The organism is Dyella choica (assembly GCF_003977665.1).
GTDB lineage: Bacteria > Pseudomonadota > Gammaproteobacteria > Xanthomonadales > Rhodanobacteraceae > Dyella_B > Dyella_B choica.
In genome coordinates, this window is record NZ_RYYV01000005.1 from 44,207 (window position 1) to 60,719 (window position 16,513).

The following is a 16,513-nucleotide window of genomic DNA, read 5'->3' on the forward strand; positions in this document are numbered from 1 at the left end:
GCGTCAGGCGGCGATACGCCACCCATCCTGCAGCGCCTGGAAATACTCGTGCGTGAGCTGCCACTGGTCGCGCGCATGCTCGGCGCGATTGACCACATGGCGGAATGCCCCGTTTTCCAGGCGATCCTTTGCATACCAGCCTAGGTGTTTGCGTGCAATGCGTACGCCGGCAGGCTCGCCGTAGAACGTATAAAGATGTTCCAGATGGCCGAGCAGGATGGTCGAAACCTCTGCGGGCGAAGGCTCGGGCAGCTCTTCGCCAGTGGCGAGGTAATGAGCGATCTCGCGGAAAATCCACGGGCGGCCTTGCGCGCCGCGACCGACCATTACGGCATCGGCGCGCGTGACGTCGAGTACGTGCTTTGCTTGTTGCGGCGTGCCGATGTCGCCATTGGCGAGCACGGGAATGCGCACGGCCGCTTTCACCGCGGCGATGGTTTCGTATTCCGCCTCGCCTTCGTATTTGTCAGCGCGGGTGCGGCCGTGTACCGCCAGCGCCGCAATCCCGTTGTCTTCGGCTATGCGGGCAATGGCGAGGGCGTTTTTGTGCTGGCGATCCCAGCCGGTACGGATTTTCAGCGTGACCGGCACTTCCACCGCATCGACCACCGCTTTCACGATGCGCGCCACCAGCGGCTCGTCCTGCAGCAGTGCGGAGCCCGCCCATACATTGCAAACCTTCTTGGCGGGGCAACCCATATTGATGTCGATGATTTGCGCGCCATTGGCGACGTTGAGGCGCGCCGCTTCCGCCAGCATGCCCGGATCGTAGCCGGCGATCTGCACGCTGACCGGTTCGGGCTCGCCCTCGTGATCCATGCGTTTGAGCGACTTGCGCGTTTGCCACAAGCGCGGATCGGCCGTAGTCATCTCGGACACGGCAAGACCCGCGCCCAGCCGTTTGCACAGCAGGCGGAAGGGCTTGTCGGTAACCCCCGCCATGGGAGCGAGCACCACGGGCGGGTCGATGCGGTAGGGGCCGATTTGCATCGACGTATTGTAGCGCCGGATGCCCAGGACGATGCCTAATGAGCGGGCAGCTCCTGCAGCCCCTCCGGCACGTGCTTGTGCTTGAACAGGAACACGAACAGCACCGCCACCACCAGCGAATACGCTGCGAACGCCAACCAGATACCGTGCCAATCCCGCGATTGGTCCGGTTGAGTGAAATACGCATCGATCACCAAGCCACTGATGTAGCTGCCCAGCACCGCGCCGATGCCGTTGATCATCAGCACGAACAGCCCCTGCGCGCTGGCGCGGATGGCTGGGTCGCTCTGGCCCTCCACGAACAAGGAGCCTGAGATGTTGAAGAAGTCGAAAGCCATGCCGTAGACGATGCATGACAGCACGATCATCCACAGCCCATCACCGGGATTGCCGAGCGCGAACAGGCCAAAGCGCAGTGTCCACGCCAGCATGCTGATCAGCATCACCGTCTTGATGCCGAAGCGCTTGAGGAAGAACGGAATCGCGAGAATGAAGAGCGTTTCAGAGACCTGCGAGATCGACATGATGATCGCCGGGTAGCGTACGGCGATCAGGTCCTTGTACGCCTCCACGTGCGCGAAGTCGTGCAGGAAAGTGTCGCCGTAGGCATTAGTCAACTGCAGCGACGCGCCAAGCAGCATCGCGAAAAGGAAGAAGATCGCCATCTTGGGCTGCTTGAACAGCGCGAAAGACGTCAGGCCCAGCAGGTCCAGCCACGAGCGGTGATCCTGGCCGCGCAAGCGCGGTGGGCAGGGCGGCAAGGTGAACGCGTAGACGCCCAGCAGCAGCGATGCGCTGGCGGCGACGTAGAACTGGCCGGTGGTGGTTTCCAGGTGCAGCAGGCTCACCATCCACATGGCGGCAATGAAGCCCACCGTGCCCCACACACGGATCGGCGGATAGACGCGCACCACGTCTGCGCCATCGCGCTTCAAGGCGTTGAACGCGACAGTGATGGCGAGCGAGATGGTGGGCATGTAGCACATCATGTCCAACAGCATCACCCAAAACAGGGTGCCGGGGTGATCGATCTCCGGCACGATGCACAGCACAGCCGCGCCAGCGATATGCAGGCAGCCGTACAGCCGCTCGGCGCGAATCCATTTGTCGGCCACCACGCCCAGGATCGAAGGCATGAACAGCGCGGCCAGCCCCATGGTCGAGAAGATCGCGCCGAACTGCGTGCTCGACCAGTGCCGGTTCTGGAACCAATAGGCGCCGATGGTGATCAGCCAGGCGCCCCAGATGAAGTACTGCAGGAAATTCATCGCGATGAGTCGCAACTTCAGGCTCATGGGCTGGTTTCCTGCATGGTTTGCTTTCCCCTGGGAGGTCGGTCCGCTGGTCGCGTCGCAAGTCATTCCGGCGAAGGCTGGAATCCGGTCAAGTACGCTGCGCGAAGCGCTCCGAATCTTATTCCGAGGCTTAGCTCAACGTATAGAACTGGATTCCGGCCTGCGCCGGAATGACGGGCCGTAAGTTGTCTGGCAGGGGTGGCCCGTGCCTGGATGTTCGGCAGCGTAGAGGAAGCCCGGCCCGGCCGGCAAGGTTCGCCGCGGCAGACGCTGCCGCTAAACTGCATCCCAAGTTTGCCGGAGCGACCCTATGAGCCTGTTCATCACCATCGCGATCGTCCAGATTCTCGCTCTGATGATTCCCGGGCCGGATTTCTTCTTCGTCTCGCAGACAGCAGTGTGCCGCTCACGGCATGAGGCCATGGCCGGCGTGGCAGGTATCGCCCTGGGCGTGGCGATGTGGGCGGCGCTGGCCTTGCTCGGCCTGCAACTGCTGCTGCAAAGGTTGATTTGGCTGGAGCGCCTGATTTCCATCGGCGGTGGCGTTTACTTGTGCTGGATGGCGGTGAAGCTGCTGCGCGCTGCTTTGTCCAAGCCGGCCGAAACGCTGTCGGAGGCATCCGTGCAGGTGTTCGTCGGCGCCTGGCGCTCCTTGCGCAATGGCTTGTTTACCAATCTTTCCAATCCGAAAGTGGTGATCTATTTCGGCAGCATCTTCTCGGCGCTGGTTGGCGAAGGTGTGTCATCGGCCACCCGCTGGGGTTTAGGGGCGATGGTGGTGGCCGAGACCTTTCTATGGTTCTCTTTCGTGGCCGGTTGCTTTGCCCTGCCGGTGATGCGCCGTGGCTACCTGCGTATCAGCCGCTGGATCGATGGCTGTGCGGGCGCGGCCTTCATGTTGTTCGGCCTGCACCTGATCTTTTCGCGCCGCGCCGCTTGAATCGCCGGCTGGGATAGGCATCCCGGCCTACAGGACGTGGCTGACCCTGTCGCGTAGCACCGGCAATAATTCCGCTTCGAACCACGGATTGCGCTTGAGCCAAGCCTGGTTGCGCGGACTGGGATGCGGCAATGGCAGGATGCCTTGGGCGAGATGTTCACGCCACGCGTGCACGGTATCGGTAAGCGATGCGCCACATCGCGCGCCGAGCACACCGGCTTGCGCGTACCGCCCGATGGCCAGCGTCAACTGCACTTGTTTCAGCAGCGGCAGCAGTTGCGGATGCCAGGCAGGCGCGCATTCGGGCCGGGGCGGCAAGTCGCCGTTGCGGCCGCTGCCCGGAAAGCACAAGCCCATCGGTACGATGGCGATGCGCTGCGCGTCGTAGAAGGTTTCGCGATCCAGTCCCAACCAGTTGCGCAACCGATCGCCGCTGACATCGTTGAACGGGATGCCGGTCGCGTGGACCTTGCGTCCTGGGGCCTGGCCCACGATCAGCAGGCCTGATGATGCACTGGCTTGCACTACGGGCCGCGGACCGTCCTTGAGATGCGCGGCGCAAAGCCGGCATGCGCGGATCTCAGCCAGCAACGCATTGAGCGGATCGACAGCTTTTTTCACGGCAGCAGCTTGCCGGGATTCAAGATGCCGTCCGGGTCGAAGGCGGCTTTCACGTTGCGCATCAACTGAAGCGTGGCCGGTTCGAGCGCCAATGGCATGAATTCCCGCTTCACCAGTCCGATGCCGTGTTCGCCGGACAGGGTGCCTTGCAGCGCAATCACCAGTGCGAACACTTCGGCCAGACAGGCGTGTGCGCGTTCGCGCTCCGCTTCATCGCGCGGCAGCAGGTTGACGTGCAGATTGCCATTGCCGGCGTGACCGAAGGTTACGATCAGTACGTTATGCTTGCGGGAGAGTTCGCGTATGCCGTTCACTAGTTCGGGTAGCTGGCTGACCGGCACGACGACGTCTTCGTTGATCTTGTTCGGCGAGATCGTACGTTGCGCGGGCGATAGGGCTTTGCGTGCCGACCATAGCGCCTGCGCTTCCTCTGTAGTTTGCGCGACGCGCAATTCCTTCAATCCTTCGCCTTGCGCGGCGCGCGACACAGCATCCACGGCTGCGGGCAGTGTCTGAAGTTCGCCATCCACTTCGATCATCAGCATGGCGCCCGCGAGCGGGACATCGCCGCCAGCGTGGTCATGTGCGAGCCTCAGCGCGACGTCGTCAATGAATTCCAGGGCGCATGGTGTCACCGGCTGCGCCATGATGCGCGCCACCGCGTGCGCAGCACTGCTGACATCGCGATAGGTGGCGCGCAGGGTACGCAGGGCCGAGGGCTTGGGCGTAAGCTTGAGCGTGGCTTCGGTGATCAACGCCAGCGTACCTTCGGAGCCGATCAGCAAGCGGGTTAGGTCATAGCCGGTGGCGCCCTTGCTGGTATAGGTGCCGCAGCGAAAGCTTTCGCCCGTGCCGGCGACTGCGCGCAGACCAAGCGTGTTTTCACGCGGGCTGCCGTATTTCACCGTACGCGGTCCGGCCGAATTGCAGGCGAGATTGCCGCCGATGCTGCACCAGGGCGATGAGGTCGGGTCGGGTGGCCAGAAAAATCCGTGCGGTGCGAGCGCGCGCTGCAGATCCCCGTTCAATGCGCCGGGCTCGACCACGGCGAAACGATTGTCCGGGTCGATGCGCAGAATGCGGTTCATCCGCTCGAAGCTCACCACCACGCCGCCTTCCACCGGGACCGTGGCGCCGGTGGTATTAGTGCCGCGCCCGCGCGCGACCACGGGTACGCGATGTTTGCGGCAGCTACGGACCAGCGTTTCGACTTGCACGTGTTCCCGGGCGAAAACTACCGCGTCGGGCAGGGCGTTACGGCGCGAATTATCGTAGGCATAAGCGATGCGCTCGGCTTCGTGGGTGGAGCACGCGGCTTCGCCAAAGGTGGTGTGCAAAATGTCCAGCAGGGACGCGGGCAGGGTCATGGCAAGCTTCTACTCCGCCTCGAACGCGTTGCGCAACCACTCCATTTTTGCGCTGTCGCGCGGTCCGTCGTACGTCACCACGTCGAACCGGCAAGCCTGTTGCGCATATTTGGGATGGGCGGCCAGCCAGAGCTGGGCGGTCCGCACCAGCTTGGCCTGCTTGGCGGCCGTGATCGACATGACTGCATCACCGAACCCGGATCGAATCCGGTACCGTACCTCCACGAACACGACAGTGCCGCCGTCGCGCATCACCAGGTCCAGCTCTCCATGGCGTGTCGTGTAGTTGCGGGCGAGCAGCTTCAGTCCGGCCCGCTCGAGTTCCTCGCAGGCGCGCTGCTCGAACGCGTTTCCCGCCGCGCGCATCAACCACCGGCTGGTTGCGCGGCTTGCATCGGCATGCTGCTGGCCGGCGTAGGTACGCTGCTTGCAGGAGCGACTCCCGCGGGCGTGCTGTCCAATTCCAGGCTGCCGTTGCTTGGGCGCGCCACGCCATCCTGGAACTTTAGCCAGGTCAGTACGCGCTTCACGTGGCCGAAGGTATCGACGGCAAGTTGGCCGGTGGCGCCTGGCAGATAGCTGCCGGTATGGCTGCGCAGCCAGTCGAGATAGGGCACGAGGTTCCAGGCGTCCATGCCGAATGCAAACAGCTGGGACGTTCCAGAGCGCGCGGCCGGCAATTGTCCGGCGACGTCGTGATAGCTGGGCAGGCCCGATTGCGCGTCGAACAGCCAAGGCGCGCCACAGAATTCCACGCCCTCCAGGTCACGATCGGCGGTGGCGTTATCGCTGCCGCCATAGATATGCGAGGTGCCGAACACGGGCAGGCTGATGCGTTGCACACGCAACTGCGGCAGCAGCAGGCGCGCCTGCTCGGCACGCATACTGATAAAGATGCCCGCGTCGGTGCCGGCGCTGCTGACGTTCAAGGCGTTGATGGCGTCGCTGTCATTGACGCCACTCGAGGGGAGTTGCGCGTTGCCGGCGATTTGACCGCCTTTGGCCTGCAGCTCCGCCTTGAACGCCACCGCCGCGCGCTTGGCGAAATCGTCTCCGGAAATGAGCACATAAGCGTTGTGCAGGCCGCGCTCGACCATGTGGTCGGCCGCCTGGGCGCCTTCGTCTTCCGGCATCAGTGCGAATTCGCTGGCGGTTCCGGCGGACAGGTTCCTGTTCTCCAGGTGGTTGAGGGCGAGCACCGGCACTGGCAGAGAAGATTGGCCAAGCACTCCCGTCACTTCCGTGCGCAGCAGCGGTCCCACCACGATCTGGGCCCCATCGCTGACGGCCTGGTTATAAGCCTTGATGGCGCTGGCGGCATTGCCGCCACTGTCATACACGCGCACGGTCGCGCGTGGCGCATGCGTATCGGCGGACTGGAAATAGGCGGTGAAGAAACCTTCGCGAATGGCTGCGCTGACGGCGACAAGGCCATCATTATTGGGCAGCAGCAGCGCAACGTGTGCCGGCATCTTGTAGCCTTCGCGCACACTGGCGCCGCTGCCGGGTACCAGGGTGCCTACGGCTTGCTCGAGATTCGGCTGGGCCTGGGCGACGGTCACGCCGAGGCGACCGAGTGCTTCGTTCACCCATGGCAGCATGCGATCACCCGACTGCATGGCTGCGGCCCGCTGCTTGAGCGGTTCTGCGCCGAGCTTGGTCAACAGGATCAGTGCCTGGTCGCGATTCTGGGCGCGATCGACGCCATGCAGGGTGTCGTCCAGTTCAATGCGGCTGCGAGCCGCACCCCAGAGATCGCCGGTGCCGGCAAGCGCATCGGCGCGCAGGATCAGCAAGCGTGGGCGCAGATTCGGCGGAACATTCAGGTTCGGCTGCGTGGTAAGGCGCAGTGCCGTGCTTGCGTCGCGCTGGCGCAGTGCAATCTCCGCGCGCAGCAGATCCAGGCGCACGGGCTCGTCGTCGGCAAGCTTGTCACGATCGATGGCCGAGACGATGGGTGCGGCGCGATCGAGCGCGTTCTCTTCGCGATAGGCCTCGGTAGCCAGCAGCTTGTAGTGATCCGTGCGGCTGGGCGTCTGCGCGGCGAGCGCCATATAAGCCTGTGCAGCCTGGTCAAATTGCCCCTGGCCGGCGAGGTTCGCGGCATGTTGTGCGGCGGCAATTTCGGCCGGCGAGCGCGGCACCACGGCTGGCACGCAGGCACTCAATGCCAGAGAAATCAGCAGTCCTGACGCAACATGACGACTTGAGCGCATGGGTTTCCTTAAGGTCAAGGGGCACATCACCGGTGGCAATTGCGCGATCATAGCCGATCGCATCAGGGCTACGCGGCGAAGGGTTCCATGTCCAGTAAACAGATAGGCAGTCTATGGGTGGTGGCGACACCTATTGGTCATCGCGATGACATTTCCGCGCGCGCCATCGAGACCTTGCGCAAGGTCACATTGATTGCCGCCGAGGACACCCGGCACAGCCGTCCCATGCTGCTTCAACACAACATCGGCACTCCGCTGGTGGCCTTGCACGAGCACAACGAGCGCGAAGCGGTGGCTTCCATCGTGCGGCGACTCGAACAGGGCGAATCGATCGCGCTGATCTCGGACGCCGGCACGCCGCTGATCAGTGACCCGGGTTTTCGCCTCGTGCGCGCGGCGCGCGAGGCGGGCATTCGCTGCATCCCGGTGCCTGGTGCGTGCGCTGCCATCACGGCACTGTCCGTGGCGGGGCTGCCGAGCGATCGCTTTGTGTTCGAAGGTTTTCTTCCACCCAAGTCGGCGGCGCGCCGCAGTCGTCTGGAAGAACTTGCGGGCGATCCGCGCACGCTGATTTTTTACGAGTCCTCGCATCGCGTCGTGGAAAGCCTGGCCGACATGCGCGATGTGTTCGGCGCGCAGCGCGAAGCTGTGCTGGCACGCGAACTCACCAAGATGTTCGAGACCGTGATCGGCGAGCCGTTGTCCCAATTGGCGCTGCGTGTGGCGAACGATCCAGACCAGCAGCGCGGCGAGTGCGTGATTCTCGTCGCCGGCCGCGGCGAGGAGGCGGATGCGAAACTGGCCGAAGGCCAGCGCGTATTCGCGATCCTGCGTGAGGAGTTGCCTCCTTCCAAGGCGGCAAAGCTGGCTGCAGCCATCACGGGTGCGCCACGAAAACAGCTTTACCAGGAGTGAGCGCGGCCGGGCTGGGCCGCGCTACGCCTGGGGCGTTTTCCGCCTTCCGCTTGAGTCCCGCTATAATCGATGTCGGAGTCGGCCGGGCAGTCGCGTCGCGCCATGTGCGCGTCGAGGAAAGTCCGGGCTCCACAGGGCAGGGTGCCAGGTAACGCCTGGGCAGCGCGAGCTGACGGCCAGTGCAACAGAAAGCAAACCGCCGATGGCCCCAACGGGCACAGGTAAGGGTGAAATGGTGCGGTAAGAGCGCACCGCACGCGGGGCCAACGCCGCGTGGCACGGTAAACCCCACCCGGAGCAAGACCAAATAGGGGAACGATAACGCGGCCCGCGTTGTTCCCGGGTAGGTTGCTGGAGCCAGGCGGCGACGCCTGGCCGAGAGGAATGACTGTCACGCCGCAAGGCGTACAGAACCCGGCTTATAGGCCGACTCCACCCCTTTTAGCTGTAGGCGTTGCCGCCCGATGGATGTCGGGCGGCAACGCCTACATGGGCCTCGCGGGCATGAACGGGCGGTTCATGCGAAGTCCTTTCTGGTAGCGCAAAACAGGGGCTCCGGAAACGGCTGTTCGGAACAAAAAATCCACCACGATCAAATACCTCGGGGAGCTTCCTCGAAATTGCTGGAAATTCAGCCACACTATTGCCTTTCTCCTTGATTCACAAGCAAAAAATCCTTGACAGTCTCAAGGGGCGAGACTATCGTGGGATCCTGTGTGAAATCGTGGGATTTCGTGGGAGTTTCCGAGGGCCGTGTTCCAGGGCGAGACCGCCATCACTGTCGATGACAAGGGCCGGCTGGCCATCCCGACCGCATATCGGGAGCTGGTTGCGGATGCCTGTGCCAATCGGCTGGTGATCACCTACAACCCGTTCGAGTCGGGCTGCCTCTGGCTGTTCCCGCAAACCGAATGGGAGCGGGTGCGCGACCAGGTCAACGCGCTGCCGAGCGTCAAGGCCGTGCACCGTGCCCTGCAGATGAAGCTGGTGGGTGCGGCGGCGATGGTGGAGCCGGACGGCGCCATGCGCATCCTGTTGCCGGCCAGCCAGCGCATGGCGGCAGGCATCGAGAAAAAGGCGGTACTGCTGGGCATGGGCAACAAGTTCGAGCTGTGGAGCGAACAGGCCCACCTGGCCAAGATCCGTCAGACCATCGGCGAAGACGAAATCAGCGATGACATGGCGGACCTGCGCCTGTAGACCGAAATGGTCTGGCGCGGGATAGATGCGAACAAGAGCGGGAGTGCGGCATGGTTGAGCGTCAGCACATCCCGGTGATGCTGAATGAAGCGGTGGAGGGTCTCGCCGTGCGGGCAGGCGGGAGTTATCTCGATGGCACCTTTGGACGCGGCGGTCACGCCCGCGTGGTGCTGTCGCGCCTGGGGGCGGATGGCCGCCTGCTGGTGATGGACCGCGATCCGCAAGCCATCGCCACGGCGCAAGCGGCATTTGCCGGTGATCCGCGCGTGTCGATCCGTCACGCGAATTTCTCGACCCTGGCCGAGTGGGACGAAACGGCGGCAGGCCTGGACGGCGTCCTGCTCGATCTCGGAGTTTCTTCGCCGCAGCTGGACGAGGCTTCCCGCGGTTTCAGCTTCCTGGCCGATGCGCCGCTGGATATGCGCATGGACCCGACGCAAGGCGAAAGCGCGGCGGATTTTCTGGCCCACGCCGATGAGCGCGAGATCGCCGATGTGCTGTGGCTCTACGGCGAGGAGCGCTTCAGCCGCAAGATCGCACGCGCCATCGTCGAGCGCCGCAAGGAAGCGCCGATCACCCGCACCGGCGAACTCGCCGCCCTGGTGGAGCGCTTGATCGGCCGGCGTGAACCAGGCAAGCATCCGGCCACGCGCACGTTTCAGGCGCTGCGCATTCGCGTCAACGGCGAACTGGGCGCGCTGGAGCGCGGGCTCGAGGCAGCGCTGGAGCGACTCAAGCCGGGCGGCCGCCTGTCGGTGATCAGCTTCCACTCGCTGGAAGATCGCATGGTGAAGCAATTCATCCGCGATCATTCCGGCCGCGTACAAGGCAGTCGCCGCGGTCCGCCGGTCGCGGCGGCACCCGCCAGGCTGGCTGCCGTAGGCAAGGCACAATTTCCGTCCGAGGCCGAGCAGGCGGCCAATCCGCGTGCGCGCTCGGCCGTGCTGCGCGTGGCGGAGAAGCTCGCATGAGGGCCGTGGGCATTTTCAGCCTGCTGCTTCTGCTGGCCTCGGTGATGGTGAGCGCGATTGCGGTCGTGTGGACGCGCCACCAGAGCCGTTCTCTGTTCGTGCAGCTTTCTCAGATGCAGAGCCAGCGCGATGAATTGAACATCGAGTACGGCCAACTCGAGCTGGAGCAGGCTACCTGGGCCGAGCCGCGCCGCATCGATAGCGAGGCACGCACCAAGCTCGGCATGTTCGCGCCGCGTCCGCAGGACGTACAGCTGGTGCGGCAATGAGCCGGCTGCAACCGTCCACCGCCCAGCCCGGTTCACGGCGCAAGGCTGCCGGTCCCAGTGCGCGTCGTCGCATGCTGCTGGTGGTCGGCATACTCGGTCTTGCCTCGGCAGGGCTGGTGGCGCGCGCCTTCGACCTGCAGGTCGTGCGCAAGCAGTTCTATCAGGATCAAGGCGACGCACGCTTCCTGCGCGTGATGCCGATCGCCGTGTCGCGCGGCACGATTTTCGATCGCAACGGCGAGCCGCTGGCGGTCTCCACGCCGATGGTGTCCATCAGCTGTGTTCCGTCGGAAGTGCTCGACAATGCCGACCGCATCCCCGCGCTGGCGCAGGCGCTGGGCACCAACACGGATGACTTGAAGTCGTACCTGGAGCAGCGCGCCGATCGCGACTTTGCCTACCTGCGGCGCCAGATGAGTCCGGACGCCGCCCAGGCCGTGCTTGCGCTGGGCGTTCCCGGCGTGAACGGGCAGCGCGAATACAAACGCTACTATCCTTCCGGCGAAGTGACCGCGCACGTGCTCGGCTTCACCAACATCGACGATCACGGCCAGGAAGGCCTGGAACTGGCCTTCGACAACTGGCTGGCCGGCAAGCCAGGCGCCAAGCGAGTGATTCGCGATCGCATGGGTCGGATCGTGGAGGACGTGGAGCAGGTGCATGCGCCGCAGCCCGGCCAGAACCTCACGCTCAGCATCGATCGCCGCATCCAGTTCCTCGCCTACAGCGAGCTGAAGAAACAATTGCAGGATCTCGACGCCGATTCAGGTGAAATGGTGGTCCTGGACATACGTACTGGCGAGATCCTCGCCATGGTGAGCCTGCCCACGTACAACCCCAACGTCGTTACCGGCAGCGCACCTGCGGCACGCCGCAACCGTACCGTGACCGATGTGGTGGAGCCGGGCTCCACTATGAAGCCGTTCACGATGGCAGCGGGCCTTTCGAGCGGCAAGTACACGCCTACCTCACCGTTGGTGGACACCGGCAACGGCCACTGGATGTTCATGGGCAAGGACATCCGTGACGTGGAGTCCGGCGGCAACGGCCTGCTCACACCCACCGGCGTACTCACCAAGTCCAGCAATATCGGCGCGGCCAAGATTTCGCTGTCGCTGGACACTGGCTTCGTCTATGACACCTATCGCGCGTTTGGCTTCGGCGAAAGCACCGGCAGCGGCTTTCCCGGCGAATCGGCCGGCTTCCTGCGGCCAGGCCGAAGCTGGCGTCCGATCGAAAAGGCCACCATGGCTTACGGCTACGGCCTCAACGTCACGCCCCTGCAACTGGCGGTTGCGTACGCCACGCTAGCGGACGGCGGCATGATGCACTCACCGACGTTCATCAAGGGCGGCGGCGAGGCAGGCAAGCAGGTCGTCTCGCCGACCATCGCGCGCGAGCTGGTGGACATGCTGGAGACGGTGACGGCACCGGGTGGCTCGGCCACTCGCGCGCAGATTCCCAACTACATCGTCGCCGGCAAGACCGGTACGGCGCACCTGGCTGCGGGCGGCGGTTATGCCAAGAACAACTACAACTCGCTGTTCGCCGGTATCGTGCCAGCCACCGATCCACGCCTGGTCGGCGTGGTGGTGGTCAACAATCCCAAGAAAAATGCCTACTACGGTGGCGTGGTTTCCGCGCCGATATTCCCGCTGGTGATGACCGGCGCACTGCGTTTGCTCGACATACCGCCGGACAACATCGGGCGCTGGTATGTCGGCGGTCCGCTGCAGGCTGGCGGCGGGTTGGCCGGCACCGCGCCGCCGCAGAATACGCAGGACGACCAATCTGCGGTGGAGGCCGTCGAGCCATGAGCGGCCAACGCCTGGACCACCTGCTGCAAGGCATCGCCGAAACGAAGGCCGTCGGGCCCGTCGTTGTCTCCGGGCTGGCGCTTGATTCGCGCAAAGTGCAGCGCGGCGACGTCTTCTTTGCTCTGCGCGGTACCCGCGGGCATGGCATCGAATTCGTGCAAGGCGCAGTGCAGCGCGGTGCCAGCGTGGTGCTGGCCGAAGCACCGGCGCCAGCCGAATGGCGGGACCCGGGTGTGCCGGTGCTGTGGATCGATGGCTTGCACGCTTTCGTGGGCGAGATCGCCGCGCGCTTCTTCGGCCGTCCGTCCGAAGCGATGCGCGTGATCGGCGTTACCGGCACCAATGGCAAGACTTCCACGGTGCAATTGTTGGCGCAGGCGCTGCAGCATCTCGGGTTTCGCGCTGCCACCATCGGTACGCTGGGGGCGGGCCTGCATGGGCAACTACGCGAAGGCGAACGCACCACCCCGGATGCGGTCGCCGTGCAGCAGCTGTTCTCCGAGTTCCGTCGGGATGGCGCCTCACACGTGGCGATGGAAGTGTCATCGCATGCGCTGGAGCAGGGGCGCGTCGCCGCCACCGCTTTCGAAATCGCCGCCTTCACCAACCTCACGCGCGATCACCTCGACTATCACGGCAGCATGGAAGCCTATGGTGCCGCCAAGGCCAGGCTGTTTGCGTGGCCAGGGTTGCGGGCGGCCGCGGTCAATATCGATGACGCTTTTGGCCGCGAACTGATCGGCAAACTGCCGCCCGGCGTGCGCGCATGGCGATTGAGCAGTGCGGGCCATGAGCAAGCCGACATCGCGGCGGACAACATCGTTACTTCCGCCGAGGGCGTAGCCTTCGCGTTGCGTACGCCGTGGGGCGAAAAGCAGATCCGCAGCCACCTCCTTGGCCGCTTCAACGTGTCCAACCTGTTGACCGTGATCGGTTGTCTTGCCGCGCTGGGCGAATCATTCGAGCGCATCGCTACAGCCGTCGAAGCGCTGGAGCCGGTGAACGGCCGCATGAACCGCATAGGTGGCCTGCATGGGCTGCCGTTGGTGGTGGTCGATTACGCGCATACGCCTGATGCGCTCGAGCAGGCACTGAAGGCGCTGCGCGCCCACTGCGAGGCGCGGCTGATCTGCGTGTTCGGCTGCGGTGGCGAGCGCGATGCGGGCAAGCGCCCGCAAATGGGTGAAATCGCCGAACGGCTGGCCGACGTCGCGATCGTTACCGATGACAACCCGCGCGGCGAAGACGGCGACGCCATCGTTGCGCAAATTCTGGCCGGCATGATTCGGTCGCAGGCAGCCACCGTGTTGCGCGATCGCGAAGCGGCGATTCGTGCGGCGCTGGATATGGCGCGTACCGGAGATGTTGTATTGATTGCCGGCAAAGGCCACGAAACCTATCAGGAGAGCGCAGGCGTCAAGCGAGCGTTCGATGACATGGCGGTAGCGCGAATTGCGCTGGGAGCACGCGCATGATGCGGCTGAACGCCATCGCCATGTGGACGCACGGGCAGCTGCACGGTGCCGATGCCGAAGTGACCGGCGTGGCGATTGATTCGCGCAGGGTGAAGGCGGGCGATCTGTTCGTTGCATTCAAGGGCGAGCGTGTGGACGGTCACAACTACCTCGCCGATGCGAAAGCACGCGGGGCCGTGGCCGCTCTGGTCGAATACCGGGTGGAAAGCGACCTCCCGCAGGTCGAAGTACAGAGCTGCGAACTGGCGCTGGGCGACCTGGCCAGCGCGGTACGCGCACAGCGTAATGCGCGGGTGATCGGCATCACCGGCTCGAACGGCAAGACCACGGTGAAGATGCTCACCGCGTCGATCCTGTCCTTGCACGGCCGCACGCACGTGAACACGGGCAGCTACAACAACGAGATCGGTCTGCCGCTCACGCTGCTGTGGATGCCGGAGGACGCCGAATACGCCGTGCTCGAAATGGGTGCGGGCAAGCCTGGCGACATCGACTACCTGGCGGCCATCGCCAGGCCCGATATCGGCCTCGTCAACATCATCGCGCCCGCGCATCTTGAGCGGATGGGAACGATCGAGATGGTGGCGGAAACCAAGGGCGCGGTGTATCGCGCGTTGCCGGCGGACGGCGTGGCGGTGATCAACGCCGACGATGCCTTCGCCAGCTTCTTCATGGGCCTGGCCGGAGGGCGTCGCGTGCTGCGCTTTGGCCTGGACCACAAAGCCGATGTGCGCGCGGAAATCCTTGAGCAACGCGTCGACGGTTCGCGTTTCGTGCTGAGTACGCCGCAAGGTGATGCCGAAGTGCGATTGCCGCTGCCGGGCCGGCATAACATCGCCAATGCCCTCGCCGCGAGCACGGTTGCGCTGGCACTGGAGGTTCCGCTCGACTGCATCGTCGCGGGGCTGGAGCGGGCGAGCGCCGTCGAAGGACGCCTGCAGCGCATCGCGATGCCGGATGGCTGGACGCTGATCGACGATAGCTACAACGCCAATCCGAGCTCCATGCACGCGGCGATCGACACTTTGGCGCTGGCCGAGGGCGAGCGATGGCTGGTGTTGGGCGATATGGCCGAGCTGGGCGGGGATGCGCGTGCATTGCATGCAGGCATCGGCCGCCATGCGCGCGAGCGCGGCATTGACCGGCTGTTCGCGGTCGGGCCATTGAGCGCGGCCACGGTCGAAGCCTTCGGTGCGGGCGGCGGGCATTTCGCCAACAAGACCGCGCTGGCCGATGCCCTGCGCGCCGAACTGCATGCCGGCATTACCTGCCTGGTGAAGGGGTCGCATTCGTCGGGCATGGAACAAGTCGTGGCTGCGCTCAAGCACGGCCCATCGAAGGGGGGCGCACACGATGCTGCTTGAACTGGCCGAATGGTTCGCACGGCATTTCGCCACGCCGCACCTGTTCCAGTACATCACTTTCCGCACGATCATGGCGGCGCTCACCGCCATGGCGATGTCGCTGCTGTTCGGTCCGGCGCTGATCCGCAAGCTCGCTGCGCTCAAGGCCGGGCAGGTGGTGCGCAAGGAAGGCCCGCAGACGCATCTTGCGAAGGCCGGCACGCCCACGATGGGCGGCGTGATGATCCTGTTGTCCGTAGCCATCGCCACCTTGCTGTGGGTGGATCTGTACAATCGCTACGTGTGGCTGGTGCTGCTGGTACTGCTTTGCTACGGCGCGATCGGCTTCTACGACGACTATCGCAAGCTGGTGCTGAAGGACAGCCGTGGCCTGGCATCGCGCTGGAAGTATTTCTGGCAGTCGGTGTTCGGCGCCGGCGCCGCGTGGTTCCTGTTTCACACCGCCAACCTGCCGGCGGAAACGGCGCTGTACGTACCGCTGTTCAAGCACGTGGCGGTACCCCTGGGTGCGTTCTTCGTCGTACTCGCCTACTTCATGATCGTGGGCTTTTCCAATGCGGTGAATCTGACTGATGGCCTGGATGGCCTGGCGATCATGCCGACCGTGCTGGTCTCGGGCGCGTTGGGCATCTTCGCGTATCTCGCCGGCAACCGCGTGTTTTCCGAATATCTGGGGATTCCCTCCATTCCGGGCGCGGGCGAACTGGCGATTTTCTGCGGTGCGCTGTCCGGCGCTGGCCTGGGCTTCCTGTGGTTCAACACCTATCCCGCGCAGGTATTCATGGGTGATGTCGGCGCGCTGGCCATCGGCGCGGCGCTGGCAGCGATCGCGGTGATCGTGCGACAGGAAATCGTGCTGCTGATCATGGGTGGTGTGTTCGTAATGGAAACGGTGTCGGTGATGATGCAGGTCGCCAGCTTCAAGATGACCGGCAAGCGCATCTTCCGCATGGCGCCGATCCATCACCACTTTGAATTGAAGGGATGGCCCGAGCCGCGGGTCATCGTGCGGTTCTGGATCATCAGCGTGGTGCTGGTGCTGATCGGCTTGGCAACGTTGAAGGTGCGTTAGA

The 16,513-nt window shown here is 64.3% G+C and carries 15 protein-coding genes and 1 other RNA gene; 10 read left to right on the forward strand and 6 right to left on the reverse strand.

Annotated elements, in window-relative coordinates; translation table 11 throughout:
• Window positions 1-3: 3 nt before the first annotated feature.
• Entirely contained in the window at window positions 4-990 is a 987-nt protein-coding gene (gene dusB / locus EKH80_RS07910; RefSeq protein WP_126684204.1) for a tRNA dihydrouridine synthase DusB, read from the reverse strand.
• 35 nt (window positions 991-1,025) lie between these two features.
• On the reverse strand, window positions 1,026-2,285 hold the full coding sequence (locus tag EKH80_RS07915; RefSeq protein WP_126684205.1) for a nucleoside permease: 1,260 nt from the start codon (window positions 2,283-2,285) through the stop codon (window positions 1,026-1,028).
• 310 nt (window positions 2,286-2,595) lie between these two features.
• Here EKH80_RS07915 and EKH80_RS07920 point away from each other — a divergent pair, with 310 nt between their 5' ends.
• Complete coding sequence (locus EKH80_RS07920; RefSeq protein ID WP_126684206.1) at window positions 2,596-3,225, forward strand: LysE family transporter; 630 nt, start codon at window positions 2,596-2,598, stop codon at window positions 3,223-3,225.
• A gap of 27 nt (window positions 3,226-3,252) precedes the next feature.
• Here the strand turns inward: EKH80_RS07920 and EKH80_RS07925 are convergent, their stop codons facing one another.
• Genes EKH80_RS07925 through EKH80_RS07940 form a run of 4 tightly spaced genes read right to left on the reverse strand, consistent with a single transcriptional unit; the run spans window position 3,253 to window position 7,429 of the window.
• Window positions 3,253-3,846, reverse strand: coding sequence for a uracil-DNA glycosylase family protein (locus EKH80_RS07925; protein ID WP_126684207.1), 594 nt, complete (start codon window positions 3,844-3,846; stop codon window positions 3,253-3,255).
• A complete protein-coding gene (locus EKH80_RS07930; RefSeq protein WP_126684208.1) occupies window positions 3,843-5,213 on the reverse strand; it encodes an FAD-binding oxidoreductase in 1,371 nt (456 codons plus the stop codon). Before EKH80_RS07930 ends, EKH80_RS07925 begins: the two co-directional genes overlap by 4 nt.
• A 9-nt stretch (window positions 5,214-5,222) precedes the next feature.
• A complete protein-coding gene (locus EKH80_RS07935) occupies window positions 5,223-5,579 on the reverse strand; it encodes a YraN family protein (RefSeq protein WP_126684209.1) in 357 nt (118 codons plus the stop codon).
• Complete coding sequence (locus tag EKH80_RS07940; RefSeq protein ID WP_126684210.1) at window positions 5,579-7,429, reverse strand: penicillin-binding protein activator; 1,851 nt, start codon at window positions 7,427-7,429, stop codon at window positions 5,579-5,581. Before EKH80_RS07940 ends, EKH80_RS07935 begins: the two co-directional genes overlap by 1 nt.
• A gap of 87 nt (window positions 7,430-7,516) precedes the next feature.
• Between EKH80_RS07940 and rsmI the strand changes: the two genes are divergently transcribed.
• The 9 genes from rsmI (at window position 7,517) to mraY (ending at window position 16,512) form a co-directional block, all read left to right on the forward strand.
• Window positions 7,517-8,344 carry a 16S rRNA (cytidine(1402)-2'-O)-methyltransferase gene (gene rsmI / locus EKH80_RS07945; protein WP_126684211.1) on the forward strand — a complete coding sequence of 276 codons (828 nt, stop codon included), beginning with the start codon at window positions 7,517-7,519 and terminating at the stop codon, window positions 8,342-8,344.
• Window positions 8,345-8,418: 74 nt separating this feature from the next.
• Window positions 8,419-8,782, forward strand: an RNA gene (gene rnpB / locus EKH80_RS07950) — RNase P RNA component class A.
• A gap of 315 nt (window positions 8,783-9,097) precedes the next feature.
• Window positions 9,098-9,544: a division/cell wall cluster transcriptional repressor MraZ gene (mraZ, locus tag EKH80_RS07955; RefSeq protein ID WP_126684212.1), complete on the forward strand. Its 447-nt coding sequence runs from the start codon at window positions 9,098-9,100 to the stop codon at window positions 9,542-9,544.
• 50 nt (window positions 9,545-9,594) lie between these two features.
• On the forward strand, window positions 9,595-10,515 hold the full coding sequence (gene rsmH / locus EKH80_RS07960; RefSeq protein WP_126684213.1) for a 16S rRNA (cytosine(1402)-N(4))-methyltransferase RsmH: 921 nt from the start codon (window positions 9,595-9,597) through the stop codon (window positions 10,513-10,515).
• The gene (ftsL, locus tag EKH80_RS07965; RefSeq protein ID WP_126684214.1) at window positions 10,512-10,784 is read left to right on the forward strand and encodes a cell division protein FtsL; all 273 of its coding nucleotides are present in this window, start codon (window positions 10,512-10,514) and stop codon (window positions 10,782-10,784) included. Before rsmH ends, ftsL begins: the two co-directional genes overlap by 4 nt.
• Window positions 10,781-12,601, forward strand: coding sequence for a peptidoglycan D,D-transpeptidase FtsI family protein (locus EKH80_RS07970; protein WP_126684215.1), 1,821 nt, complete (start codon window positions 10,781-10,783; stop codon window positions 12,599-12,601). The genes ftsL and EKH80_RS07970 overlap by 4 nt, the downstream gene beginning before the upstream one ends.
• The gene (locus EKH80_RS07975) at window positions 12,598-14,076 is read left to right on the forward strand and encodes a UDP-N-acetylmuramoyl-L-alanyl-D-glutamate--2,6-diaminopimelate ligase (RefSeq protein WP_126684216.1); all 1,479 of its coding nucleotides are present in this window, start codon (window positions 12,598-12,600) and stop codon (window positions 14,074-14,076) included. Before EKH80_RS07970 ends, EKH80_RS07975 begins: the two co-directional genes overlap by 4 nt.
• Complete coding sequence (locus EKH80_RS07980; RefSeq protein ID WP_126684217.1) at window positions 14,073-15,440, forward strand: UDP-N-acetylmuramoyl-tripeptide--D-alanyl-D-alanine ligase; 1,368 nt, start codon at window positions 14,073-14,075, stop codon at window positions 15,438-15,440. Before EKH80_RS07975 ends, EKH80_RS07980 begins: the two co-directional genes overlap by 4 nt.
• Entirely contained in the window at window positions 15,430-16,512 is a 1,083-nt protein-coding gene (mraY, locus tag EKH80_RS07985) for a phospho-N-acetylmuramoyl-pentapeptide-transferase (protein WP_126684218.1), read from the forward strand. The genes EKH80_RS07980 and mraY overlap by 11 nt, the downstream gene beginning before the upstream one ends.
• Window position 16,513 lies beyond the last annotated feature (1 nt).